This window comes from Schlesneria sphaerica, from assembly GCF_044336245.1.
Classification (GTDB): Bacteria; Planctomycetota; Planctomycetia; order Planctomycetales; family Planctomycetaceae; genus Schlesneria; species Schlesneria sphaerica.
The window spans coordinates 4,892,755-4,905,874 of record NZ_CP172346.1; the positions used below are offsets into that span (position 1 = coordinate 4,892,755).

General features: G+C 57.0%; 8 protein-coding genes. 4 read left to right on the forward strand and 4 right to left on the reverse strand.

The window, feature by feature from the left end; all coding sequences use genetic code 11:
- Window positions 1-21 precede the first annotated feature (21 nt).
- Together ACGY09_RS17850 and ACGY09_RS17855 are read left to right on the forward strand one after the other, a co-directional pair.
- The gene (locus ACGY09_RS17850) at window positions 22-1,284 is read left to right on the forward strand and encodes a DUF1501 domain-containing protein (protein ID WP_397568791.1); all 1,263 of its coding nucleotides are present in this window, start codon (window positions 22-24) and stop codon (window positions 1,282-1,284) included.
- A 430-nt stretch (window positions 1,285-1,714) separates the two neighbouring features.
- Window positions 1,715-2,803, forward strand: coding sequence for a hypothetical protein (locus tag ACGY09_RS17855; protein ID WP_397568792.1), 1,089 nt, complete (start codon window positions 1,715-1,717; stop codon window positions 2,801-2,803).
- Window positions 2,804-2,925: 122 nt separating this feature from the next.
- On the opposite strand, the gene ACGY09_RS17860 is transcribed toward ACGY09_RS17855, so the two are convergent.
- The 3 genes from ACGY09_RS17860 to ACGY09_RS17870 form a co-directional block, all read right to left on the reverse strand.
- Complete coding sequence (locus ACGY09_RS17860; protein ID WP_373653624.1) at window positions 2,926-4,092, reverse strand: type IV pilus twitching motility protein PilT; 1,167 nt, start codon at window positions 4,090-4,092, stop codon at window positions 2,926-2,928.
- A 234-nt stretch (window positions 4,093-4,326) separates the two neighbouring features.
- On the reverse strand, window positions 4,327-5,850 hold the full coding sequence (locus ACGY09_RS17865; protein WP_397568793.1) for an ArnT family glycosyltransferase: 1,524 nt from the start codon (window positions 5,848-5,850) through the stop codon (window positions 4,327-4,329).
- A 32-nt stretch (window positions 5,851-5,882) separates the two neighbouring features.
- A complete protein-coding gene (locus ACGY09_RS17870; protein WP_397568794.1) occupies window positions 5,883-7,091 on the reverse strand; it encodes an inositol monophosphatase family protein in 1,209 nt (402 codons plus the stop codon).
- A gap of 265 nt (window positions 7,092-7,356) precedes the next feature.
- Here ACGY09_RS17870 and ACGY09_RS17875 point away from each other — a divergent pair, with 265 nt between their 5' ends.
- Complete coding sequence (locus ACGY09_RS17875; protein ID WP_373653621.1) at window positions 7,357-8,496, forward strand: PLP-dependent aspartate aminotransferase family protein; 1,140 nt, start codon at window positions 7,357-7,359, stop codon at window positions 8,494-8,496.
- Window positions 8,497-8,693: 197 nt separating this feature from the next.
- Here the strand turns inward: ACGY09_RS17875 and ACGY09_RS17880 are convergent, their stop codons facing one another.
- Entirely contained in the window at window positions 8,694-9,074 is a 381-nt protein-coding gene (locus ACGY09_RS17880) for a hypothetical protein (protein ID WP_373653620.1), read from the reverse strand.
- Between the two features lie 966 nt (window positions 9,075-10,040).
- On the opposite strand from ACGY09_RS17880, the gene ACGY09_RS17885 reads away from it, so the two are divergent.
- A complete protein-coding gene (locus ACGY09_RS17885; protein ID WP_397568795.1) occupies window positions 10,041-13,022 on the forward strand; it encodes an MMPL family transporter in 2,982 nt (993 codons plus the stop codon).
- The last annotated feature ends 98 nt before the right edge of the window (window positions 13,023-13,120 follow it).

The window sequence follows — 13,120 nt, forward strand, 5'->3', positions numbered from 1 at the left end:
GAAGGAACAGGATCATTTCGAATGTCTGACCAACCTTCTCGACGGCACTTTTTGCGGCTGATGGCATCCGCCTGCGGGCTGTCGTTCGCCGTGCCGGGATTGGATTTGCGTGCGGCGGACCAGCGGGGGGATGAGCGGGCGAAATCCTTTCTCACGATCTGGCTGGGGGGTGGGCCAAGTCAACTGGAGACATGGGATCCTCACCCGGGGACGCGAATCGGCGGGGATGTCACCGCCATACCGACGACCATTCCGGGTGTCGAAATCGCGAATCTGTATCCTCAGGTGGCGGAACAACTGCACCACGTCTCGTTGATCCGGTCGCTCGTCTCCAATGAAGGTGACCACGAGCGGGCGTCGTACATGCTTCACACGGGATATCGACCGGAACCGACGCTCGTCCATCCGAGTATCGGCTCGATCGCCATCCATGAACGGCCCAGTGATGGGGTTGAGATTCCGCAGTTCGTGGCCCTCGGTGCGGCCGAATTTCCTCCGCGCGGTGGTTTCCTCGGAGACAGGTTCGACGCTTACCGTGTCTTCAACCCGGGTGAAACGGGCCAGAATATCAAGCCGCTCGTCAGTCAGGAACGTCAGGGGCGGCGACTGGCCAATCTCGAACTGATTTCAAAATCCTTCGAGCGAGGTCGCAGGGCGAAGGCCGAGCAGACGCTGCACCAGCACACCGTTGATGCGGCGCTGCGCATGATGACCTCAGAACAGCTCAAAGCCTTTTCCATCGAGTCTGAACCGGCGGAACTGCGCGCTGCCTACGGCGATTCCCCGTTCGGACGTGGCTGTCTGGTTGCACGTCGACTGCTGGAAGTCGGTGTTCGGTCGATCGAAGTTTCACTGTCAGGGTTCGATTCTCATGCGAATAATCACGAGGTACAGGCGGCTCGGGCCCGGACTCTCGATCCCGCACTTGCGACTTTGCTGAAGGACCTTGTCGAGCGGGATCTGCTCCAGTCGACGATTGTACTCGTGACCGGCGAGTTTGGTCGGACTCCGACGATCAACCCGCTGGGCGGACGAGACCACTGGCCGAGTGGATTTTCGTGTCTGGTCGGCGGGGGAGGACTCCGCAAGGGAGGGCTGATCGGAGCAACTGACCCCCATGGCGATGAAACGCGTCCAGAAGACCCGATTGAAGTTGCAGACCTTTACGCGACGATTCTTGGACGTCTGGGTGTCGATTATGAAAAGGAAGTCATTACTCCCATTGGGCGTCCCATGAAGCTTTGCTCGGGACGACCGATTGAGCGGCTGATCGCAGGGACGTGACGATTTGCCGAGCTTTGCATGAGTTGCTGATCCTGTGGTGCCGACACGCCATGATGTCTGCGGTCTGGCTCGCCCTCGGGAAGGCGGGGGGCAGATGGATTTGCCTGTCCCGCAGGTGAGATGCAGGAAGTAAGTCTGTGGTCATCAGTCAGTCTTCGTAGAAACGGTGAACAAAGGGAGGCGGCGCTGCACGATGTGCCGGAAGACCACTTGTTCCCAAGCGGCTGCTTCCTGTGCGGATTGAAGACGGTCAGAGATCAGAGTACCGTGTTCCTCTGCCTCCTAAATCGTGAGATCACCGAAGACGGCTTGTGGTTCTCTCGAGTTCTGATGATCTGCCAGCGGTCTTGTAAGACGGCCGCCAATTGTGATTGAAGTCCGTGGGCGACCCGTGAGGAGGCACGCGGGCCTCTTGCGATAGTGAGTCACCGTGCCGATCAAATTCCGCTGTAACTACTGTCATCAGTTTCTGGGAATCTCTCGAGCCCAGGCAGGGGGGCTCGTCGACTGTCCGACGTGCGGCCAGTCCATCCGCGTTCCCGTGGCGGAGGGGACCGTTGCCCCGGTCGAGGCGCCTGTCCTCGATCAGGAAGATGCTCATCTGGCACGGGCACTCGACGAGTTGGCGAGACTGGTTGACCTTCCTGCCGAGCAGGATGTTCCGGTACGTTCGGCCTCAGCGGATCCACTGGATGATGGCTCTGCTGAGCATCAGATTCCCCAGCCGCTGCCCGAACCGATTCCAATCGAAGTTCCACTCCCTCCGACGCCGGTCGTGATTGTTCCTCCCGTCAATGCGTCACTTTCGCCCGGCTCGGCAGTGGATGTCGGCAGTGAACGAGGGCTACTGGAAGAACTGGCGGTCCTGTCAGCTCAGGCCGGTGCGTCTACGGGACAGCCCGGCCTGTCTTCGGACGAACACCGGACATTGCCACTTACGTCGCGGCCGAATGCAGCTCCGCTGAGGTCGGTGGTGATCTGTGCCGCGCTGTTCGTGGCGGGAATGTTGACGGAGCGGTTCGTAAGAATCCTTGAAGTGGGCTGGCCAACTTCGCAGGGAGTTGTGACATCGCAGACGGACCCGCTCCCCGTAAGCGAGTTGACCGGACGCATTCTGTATAAGACCCCCGAAGGAGGCAGTCAGCCGGATCGGGGAGCGCGGCTGATTCTCTTTCCTGCTGAACGGGTGGGGACCGTCAAACTCTCGTCCGTCGGGTTTCGGCCCGCCGACAGTCCGGCCGATCAAGGGGTTGCAGATGCGGCGATCAAGGCGCTGGGAGGAACCGCGGCGACCACGGACGAGCGGGGGGAATTTCGCGTGGAGGTTGAGGCGGGAACCTACCAGTTACTGATCCTATCTCACTTTCAGCCACGTTCAGAAGGTGAAGTCGATCCTGCGCTCGAAAAGCTCTTGCAGGAATACTTTGACAGGCCTGCTGAGGTGCTGGGACGGGTTCAATTTCAATTTTCGCCCATCCGCATTAAAGGGATCGGCGACCAGTGGGACCACTCTTTCTAGGTCCCGGGTGTCTGAGGATTCGAGCGGTGGCTGAGGCGCGATCTCATTCCGTTCTGATCCAGTCAAAAAAAAGACCTCGCCACGATGAGAGTGACGAGGTCGAGATGGCAATCAGCAACGGTCTAGAGAATACCGGCCGATTTGACGTTGATCCCCTTGAGCATCATCTTCAATTCTTCCACGTTGGGGCTGATTTCGAAGGCGGCCGCGCGGCTGACAAACTCTTTCGTCACGAAGTGATACAAGCTGTCGTTAAACTGCTGCATCCCTTCGTCCTTGCCGATTCGAATCGCCGCGGGAAGTTTTTCGTCCTGTTCTTCCAGGATCAATTTGCGGATCGTGCCGTTGAAGATCATGATCTCGATGATCGGAACACGAGTTGGCTTTTCCATGATCGTTGGCAGCAGCTTCTGAGCAACGATCGCCTTCATGTTGAAGCCCATGGACGATCGCAGCGCGCGGTGCATGGCCTGGGGGAACAAGTCCAGGATACGGCCGATGGTTGAAGGTGCGGACGACGCGTGAATCGTACCGAACACAAGGTGCCCGGTTTCGGCAGCGTGCATTGCCGTTTCGAAGGTTTCACGGTCTCGCATTTCCCCCACCAGCATGATATCGGGGTCTTCTCGCACCGCGTGTTTCATTGCCGTATGGAAGTCTGAAACGTCCTGACCGAGCTCTCGCTGATTGATCAGACACTTGTCGGCCTGATAGACGAATTCGACAGGGTCTTCGATGGTCAGAATGTGCTTGCGGTGGTTGCGATTCACCCAGTCGAGCATCGACGCGATGGTGGTCGATTTACCGGAACCCGTCACCCCGGCCAGCAGAACCATCCCCTGGTCGTAGACACAGAGTTGTTCAAGAACGGGGGGAAGGAACAGACCTTCGAAGTTGGGAATGCTGCGCTCGACCTTACGAGTCACCATTCCCATTTTGCTCATCTGAATGAACAGGTTCACGCGGAATCGCCAGGATTCGCCTTTGTGCTCGACGACGTGAGCAAAGTCGGCACCCCCTGTGTTGTTGAAAATTTCCTGGTTTCGTTCGTCCATCAGGGGCCAGCAGAGCTCGCGCATTTTCTCTTCGTCAATGGGCGGCATATCGAGTGCCTGAAGGGTCCCTTTGACGCGAAGAATGGCCGGCTTACCGACCTGAAGGTGCAAGTCGGAACCTTTAAATTCGATTAGCGCCCGAAACAGTTTGTTCACAGGCAGGTCTTCTCGCTTCGTGCCCAGACGAATCCCGGCGCCCGCTTTTGAACTCGTTGCTTCTTCGTGACCACTCATGAGCAAACTCCAGACAGTCTCTCTTGAAACCTGCGAATGACTAAGACTTGATTGATGGGCGTCCGTGATCGATTGCTACTCGAACTCATCAGGGACTCGTGGTGCTCTTCTGCTGAAAGAGGGTCAAGAATCGCCGATGCTGTTGAGTCACTTCCAATGGGGGGTGTTCACAACACCCGATGATCGAGAGTGCTCGCACACAGAGCCATTGAATTCTAACAGGAGAGGTGGAGTCTACGGCAAGCGTTGCTCAAAGTTCTCTGGAGATTTGCGGACATAGGTGTACGGATAGGGCCGGATCTGATCGCGGCACAGATAGGCATTGAGGACGCGGAAAAGTCGGCCACCTCGTTTCATTTCAATGGAGGGCAGTGCTTCGACTTCGCGGAAGTAGGGGCGGTATTCCTCGATCAGGTCTGGACGCCGATCTGAATCAATCAGGATTCCATCCTTGTGCAGCCAGTCTTCGGGACGACTCCAGAAAGCAAAGCCGCGTGCGTCTCCCTTTTTATAGCAGGTGACGGGAATTCGATTGCGGACGGCGAATGCCAGCTCGCCACTCTCGTACCACCGATCGGTAAACAGGAATGTGTCGGGGCGATCGACGATTCCTCGGGTTCGCAGTTCCTCACCCACGGATTCCCAGCCGCTGATTTCGATGCAGGGATCGCGAAACGGGAACTGGACGAGTCCGAAGCGGGCTTGTGTCAGGAAGGCTCCCGCGATGAGGATCAATGCGGTCGACATGAAGATGATCCAGCGACGAACCACGACCGGTTGGCTCAGGGATTTTTCGGCCCAGGCCGCACCGACCAGGGGGTACAGTGGCAGAAAACCGAACAGGGGCCAGTGTGGAAGGATCGGTCGGATACAGGCGACCGCCGTAAAGAGAACGAGAGGAAGCAGAGCCATGAACAGTAAAAGTCGGTCGATTCCCGTTGCGCTTCTCAGTCGGGGGATCCGTGTCACCAGTATCAGCGCGAATGAGTACCAGATCCAGGGGAACAGAAATCCCATCGGACCGAAGAGCATCAGAGCTAGGCCCTCGGGCCGGAACTGAAGTCCTACGGCACGTGAGCTCTGGAATGCGAACGACGCCCAGTCATGTTGCGAGTTCCAGATCAGGACCGGAACAAGTCCGAGAAAACCAATGGCCGCGGCAAGGTAGGGACCGGGAGTTCGGAGGTTCCCGCGTGCGGAAGGGGTTGCCAGGACGTAAGCCAGTGTTCCGAGGGGAAGGAAGACCGAGTGGTATTTGCTGAGCATGGCTCCCGCACAGGCGAGCCCCACCCAGACCCAGGGAAGGAGTTTGCCCGGAGAGGTAATCAGAGCTTCGCTGACAGCCCACATCGTCAGTAATGCGAAGAACAGGAGCGGTCCGTCTGGGAGTACGAACGCTCCTGCTGCGGCCGTGTAGTATGCACTCAGGTTGAGAGCGAGCGCGGCGTAGAACCCCGCGCGTTCGCCATAGAAGCGCCTGGTCCACTGGTACATGACCCAGGTTGAGCCTGCAAACAGCAGAATAAAGCCAAGCCGAATGGAGACGGGATGCAGCCATCCTCCGCAAGCAGCAATTCCCAGTCGAGCGACCACCATCAGCATGGGAGGGTGGTCGAAGTAGCTCCAGTCAGGATAAACCGTGTAGAGGTAGTGGTAGGCCTCGTCCTGTCCCGTTTCAAGGCTGGCCGCCCATGCCACGCGACAAATGAATGTCACCAGAATGAGCGTGGCCAAATTGCGTCGCTGGCATCCTGCCATGCTCGGACTCCTGTCGGACAATTTCGGTTCATTTACTCAAGAATGAGTTCCACGCCATCGTCAGGTTCTTTTCCGTCGGCTCCATGATCCCGGATGGCTTCGACCAGCCAGTCGAAGACGGTGGCTCCGTGCCCGGAACGGGCAAGTTTCAGGTCCTGCTGTACGACCGAGCGATTGGCGGGGTGACAATTCTTCAGTCGCGCTTCCAGCTGACGGATTGTCTCGACAAATCCGAGTCGAACCTTGGATTTGGCGGCATTCTTCCAACGAAGGATAAACCCGCCGGGAGGAGTTCCCATACCCCCTCGCAGGAGATCGTTGAAAGCGTCGAGATTACGACCCCATGCCACCCCCGGAATCAGGACCCGCTCGATCTCGTCGTAGAATTCTTCCAGGGTGTTGAAGTTCTCACCGTCGATCTCGTACGTTTTTCTCAGCAGGCCCAGGACCTGATCCTTGAGGCCGTTCACCACGGAAAGGCCGTTTCCGCCGTAAATCGTCGAATCGCCCTTCCAGTCGACGAAGCACGCCCCCGCTTCTTCCACGATCGGCAGCAGCGCCGCGGCATCCCAGGGATTCATCGAGGGGTCGATCATCAGTTCAGCACGGCCGGTTGCCACCAGCATGTGACCGAAACAGTCACCCCATCCCCGGGCGAGCTTGACCGAATCCAGCAGCGTCTGAAGGGTGTCGGCACGGCCGATTTTCTGCCAGCGGGTAATGTTCGTCGTACAGAACGTCGCTTCGTCAAAGGTGTTGACGTCAGAGGCGCGCACCCGTCTGGGTTCCCGATCGCCGATCTGCCACCAGGCGCCTGACCCTTTCGCGGCATAGACGACTTCGTTGAGGGCAGGGAAGCGAACGACACCGATGACGCAGCGCGAATCGTATTCAACCCCAATGAGTGTCCCGAACAGCGGAACACCGTGGATGAAGGATTTGGTTCCATCGATGGGGTCCAGAATCCAGCGAAATCCGCTCGTGCCGACCTTGTCGGGAAACTCTTCGCCAAGGATCGCGTCGTTTGGAAAGGCGAGCTCCAATTCCTTACGAATTAGCAGTTCGGCTCCCTTGTCGGCTTCTGTGACGGGACTAGAATCCCCCTTACGCTCCACGGCCAGATCGGTGGCTTGGTAGTACCGCAGGATAAGTTCGCTGGCCTCGCGTGCGACGCGGATTCCAAACTCGAGGCGTGATTGCATTTCAGATGACGGCGGAAGCGATGCAGTCGGCGTTGTCACAAGCAGATTCCAGAATCAGTCAAAAGAGTAGTATTCGTGTGCCTAGATTAGCGTGGCGGCGGATCAGAGGCGACTGTCACACGATGTTTTGAGTCACCCGAGCCGATTTTCCAGGTTGATCAGGCATTGAACGCGCAATCGGACGCGATGAACCATCTCGAATGCCTGTGTGTCGATGATTGTCAGCCCCGGGATTGTTGTTCCCGAAGTTCGGCCTTACCATATCGGCCAAATTGTGCCGTCGAACCGTTGAAGGATTGTATACATGCAGTTTGAGACCCGGTGTGTCCACGTAGGTGTGGATAAAGACTCAACTTTCAATAGTGCCACCACTCCGATCTATCCGTCCTCAACGTTTCGCTGGGACGATCTGAAAACGCATCGCGGATTTGACTACACGCGCAGTGGCAATCCGACGCGACGTGCTCTCGAAGAAAACATTATCGCCCTGGAAGGTGGAATCGACTGCCGAGCCACCTGTACCGGGATGTCGGCGATCACGGCGACGATGCACCTTTTCAAGCCCGGTGATCAGATTATCGCCGGTCACGATATTTACGGCGGTACGTACCGTCTGTTCGACGCGGTTTTCCGCAGCATGGGAATCGATTTCGTCTTCGTCCGGATGGGCGATCCCGAGGAAGTTCGCAAGGCGATCACTCCGAAAACCAAATGTGTCTGGATCGAAACCCCAAGCAATCCCCTGCTGAACATCGTCGATATGTCGGCAATCGCGAAAGTCGCCAGGGAAGCCGGGGCGATCACGATCGCCGATAACACGTTCCTTTCTCCCTATTTCCAGCGACCCTTCGACCATGGGGTTGATATCGTTGTGCATTCAACGACGAAATACCTGAATGGCCATTCGGACGTGGTGGGTGGCTGCGTCGTTACGAAGTCCAAAGAGCATGCTGAAAAAATCAGCTATGTCGTCAATGCGTTGGGCCTCGGTTGTTCCCCCTTCGATGCCTGGCTGGTGCTCCGCGGCGTGAAAACCCTGGGTCCCCGTATGGAAGCTCACCAGCGAGGTGCAATGGCCCTGGCGAGGTTCCTCGACGGACACGCCCGGATCAAGCACGTCTACTATCCCGGTCTCGAGGATCATCCACAGCACGAACTGGCCAAGCGTCAGCAGTCAGGTTTCGGCGCGATGCTGAGTTTCGAAATCGACGGCGGACGTCCTGCCGTTGAGCGGGTCGTCGAACGTCTGAAATTGTTCCAACTGGCTGAATCCCTGGGCGGTGTGGAGTCACTCATCGAATACCCAGACTCGATGAGCCATGCTTCCATGTCAGAAGCCGCACGCCGGGAAGCGGGAATCACCGATTCGACGCTGCGTGTTTCCGTGGGGATCGAACATCCTGACGATCTGATTGCCGATTTCACAAACGCTCTGGCAGACTGAGCTTACTGAACGGGCATTTCACGACGTAGTGAGGGGGCTTCTGAGTTACCTTCGCTGCGTCGGTCTGTTCTTTGGAGAGATGTGCAGGGAGGTGTGGCCGGCCGGCGCTTTGTGGGCTGAGAAGAATCCCGAGCGAATGCGGCAGTCTGGCGAAAGAACCCCCGGGGGCGGACCGACGGGATGTTCGCTGGGCCGTCTCAGGCGTCAAACAAACAGCCGGCGGAGCTCATGCGGTCGAGCATGACTTCTCGAAGTTCATCGCGGATTTCATTGGCCAGTGCCGCGTGCCCTGCACGATGAGCCACCCGATCGCGTAGGCGTCTCAGCTTTTCGATCAGTGATCTCGTTTCCATAGTGCGTGGCTGGTAGGGATCTTCCGGAACTCGCACTGGAAGGTAGACCGCCCGGCGAAGCCGAGGACGTCCCACGAGAATCATGTCGAGAATGGCCAACAGCCAGCAGGCGGTATGTGGCCCTTCAGGCTCTTCCAGGATCTGCCTGAGATCCCCCAGCAAGAGATACTCAAGCTCGCGGTGCTCCACGTGCGTGAATTCGTATTGGGGGGAAGCTGCGATCATGAGATTTATTCTGTAAGTCAGTGTTTTTTGACATCACAGAACCGAGGATAGCAATCGGCATGCCGCTGAACCTGTCGTCTCACGAATCCCGTTTCGCAACGTAATGTCTAGGCAGAATCAGCGGTAGAAAATGTTCTCTGCGGGAAGCCGAAGTTGGTGGCGGTGGGATAATGCGCTGATCGCGGGCAGAGCTTCACTAACCTTGGGCGATGTTGCCGCATACCTGCAGAGTCTTGCAGCAGTATAAAAAAATCGCCGTCGTCGAACCGAGAGTGGTTCAACGACGGCGAGTGAGAATTCGATCCAGCAGTCCAGGGAAACCTTGCAGTCTGTTTGAATACGTCAGTAGTTGGGTAGCTCTTCTGCAAGGATTGCCAGCCGTCTCCCCACATGATGGTCATGGTGGAAAGTCTCGGGTGCTGCGCGGGGCAGGCTGGTCTGCCGGGAACCTCGTCTCCCAGTGAGCAGATCCACGCGGACCGCCGAATCAATCTCTCCCGGTGAGTCAGCTTTCGCATCGTTCCCGGGCTGAGGAGTTATCGGGCGGCATCCCGAACGAATCCACCCGTTCAGGCAAGTTACCTGTGATAGGGGCTGTGCTTCGTAAACCATGTGGTTTTATCAGGGTGACTGGGTAGTCTATTGAGGTCGCCCCGAGAATTCTTCATGCACCTCGCTCGGTACGGAGTAGTTGCTTTTCTGAGAAATCCCTCTGCTGATGCATCGGTCCAGGAGAAATTTCTCAGCGAGATTGGTGGCCGTGGACGAGGTTGCGGGGGCGGTCACTGGCCCCAATGGGGGGAGCCTCTCTCGCCGAAAATTGCCGGTTTCCCACTTTCGCGATTTGAAACTGATGTTCCAGGTTATCTGGTTTACCTATCTGGTGATGAGACCGCTTGCGATGATCGGAAAATTACCGATATCATTCCTGTCGCCACAATTGAACCAGATTGCCGAGACGTTTGAATGTCGGAAGAAGTCAAAGAACCCCCTTCAAAATCCGTTCTCACGGAATCGCTTGGTTCCTTGACCGGTTTGTGTGCTCGTCGCGCCTGGTGGACAATCGGGATCGTCGTCCTGTCGGCCGTGTTTTGCGTCTATCTCACGACGCAGCGACTGAATTTCAAGACAGACCGGTCCGATCTGATCAATCCCGAGGCGGGTTTCTATCAGCGCTGGATTAATTACACCAAGGACTTCGGTCAATTCGACGACATCATCGTTGTCATCGAAAGCAATCGCAGCGAGGCGCTGAAGGAAGCCATCGACGATGTCGGTTCCCGTCTGGCCGGTCAACCGAAGTTGTTCAGCAACGTACTCTATCGGATTGATCCGGGGAAACTTCCGGAGAAGGGGCTGCAGTACCTGCCCGCGAAGACCCTCGCCAATGGACTAGAACGATTGGAGTCGTTCCGACCCATTCTCAATGGCAACTGGGGTCTGATTACGCTTGATGGTGTCGTCACACGCCTTCAAAGCCAATTGTCTCGGGTCAAAAACGATCCGGAAATGGAAAAACAACTCCTGCATCATACGGACCTGCTCATCACAAGTTTGCAGAACACGATGCAGGACGGTGACCGCTTTACGAATCCCTGGCCTGAAATTCTGTCCGTGCCGGACGAGATGGAAGAGCAGGGGAAGCAGTCTGATTATATGTTGAATGAGACAGGGACGATGGGGTTCGTCATGGCTTCGGCCGTGCAGGACAAGGGGTCCTTTGAGGGACCGACTCTTGCCATCGACGCTGTCCGGAAATTGCTGGCTGACGCCCAGCAGAAGTTCCCGGACGTGAAGTTCCTGCTGACCGGGATCTCGGTTCTCGAGAATGACGAAATGCGGCGGTCGATGGCTGACTCGACCACCGCCTCGGTCATTTCGTTCGTGGGTGTCGCCATTCTGCTGTTTCTCGGCTTCCGTGGATTTCTACATCCATTCCTCGGACTGTTTATGCTTGCGGTCGGGATGGCCTGGTCATTCGGCTACACGACGCTGATGATTGGCCACCTGAACATCCTGTCAGTGTCGTTCGCCGCGATGTTGATGGGGCTTGGAATCGACTTCGCCGTGCATATCCTGTCCCGCTATCTGGAGCTACGGCATCAGGGAATGGGTCTGATCGAGGCGATTGTGGCGACGACCGAGGGTGTCGGCGTTGGAGTCGTGACAGGGGCCGTGACCACATCGCTGGCGTTTTTCTGCGCCACGATGACTGATTTCCTGGGGGTTGCGGAACTGGGAGTGATCGCCGGGGGAGGCATTCTGCTGTGTGCACTGGCGGCGTTCACCGTTCTTCCCGCCGCCATCGCCGTGGCGGATCGTCGGACAGAACTGCTGGAACTGCCCAAACCCTTCGAAGCGCGAACTCTGCGTGCCGCCATTTTGAATTATCCCTGGGTCATCCTCACGGCGTCCGCGGTTTTCCTGGGTTTCATCGGTTATCGGAGCTTCGACTGGTCAGGGCCAGTGCCGAAGCCACTCGTCGTTTATGATCATAATCTCCTGCACCTTCAGGCTGAAGGACTGGAATCGGTCGAAGCACAGAACCACATTTTCGAGTCTTCCAAGCATTCGCTGCTCTATGCCCTTTCCATTGCTGACTCTCCAGAGGAGGCGAGAGAACTCAAAAAGAAGTTTGAAAAGCTGCCGACTGTTCGCGAAGTACAGGAACTTGCGACACGCATCCCAGAATCCCTGCCCGAGGCCAAACGGCTGCTCATTCAGGGCTACCATGCGCAGTTGTCTCAGCTTCCTGCGGCACCTCCCGAGCCCCAGGCGGCTATGCCCGCCGCGAATGGTCGGGCCCTGGAAAAACTCTATGATCTGCTCAAGTCGCGTCGTGACCCGGAATCGCAACGGATTGCCAGTTCGATCGACTCGATCTTGAATGCACTGGATGAAGAGTCGCTACAGCGACAAATGGAGTTCCTGGGCGAATTCCAGTATCGCATGGCCTACGCACTTCTGGCACAGTTTCAGGCCATCGCTTCGGCTTCGAATCCCGAGCCTGTGACGGCAGACGATCTGCCGATCGAACTGAGGTCGCGATTTGTCAGTCCGCAGGGAAAATGGCTGTTGCAGATTTTCCCCAAGGATCAGATCTGGGATATGGAACCGCTGCAGCGATTCGTGCACGACGTTCGGACAGTGGATGCCGACGCGACAGGAACGCCGCTGCAGAATTACGAAGCAGCTCGTCAGATCAAGCGAAGCTATGAGATCTGTGCGTTATATGCACTCGGTGTGATTCTCGTCACGCTGGTCATGGACTTTTCTACCCGAAATCAATTGTTCTGGACATTCTTCCCCCCTGCGGTGATGGCCCTCATCGCGGGAATTCTGATGGTGACGGGGCAGTTGCAGTACAACCCCGGTCTCCTTCTGGCGGTCTTTACTGTGATGACCCTGGTCCTGTCGCTCTTCCTCGGGCGGACGGCCGTCATGGATACGATCCTGGCGATGTTTCCTCCCGTGGTGGGGCTGGGAATCAGTTGTGGTGTGCTGGTGATCCTCGACATTCCCCTCAACCCGGCGAACCTCATCATCCTGCCGCTCATTCTGGGAATTGGCGTGGATAATGGGGTGCATATCATGCATGACTTTCATTCGAAGCCGAATGAAGTGTACTGTCCGTCGCCGAGTACGATTAACGCCATCGTGATGACGTCCACAACGACGATGGTCGGTTTCGGAAGCATGATGATCTCGGCCCACCGCGGTCTGTACAGTCTGGGAGCCGTTCTCACGATTGGGGTGGGATCGTGCATGTTTGTGTCGCTGATTATGCTCCCTTCGATTCTGTGCCTGTTCTCACGTCATCGAGGCCTGTCGACGAAGGGGTCTCGTGGAGAAGGTGTGCTCGACACGGAGTTTGATCAGGATGCGGCCCCCGTCTCAGTCGAAAGCTCTGCAATGAACCGACTGAACCAGGCGGCCCGTGTGGCCTGATCCACGACAGAAGTGTTACTCCCGCACCTGATGCTGTCCGTGATGCTACCTGCTGAACGTCGCTGGACTCCTGAGTTTCACTGTGGCGAGTGAGTTTC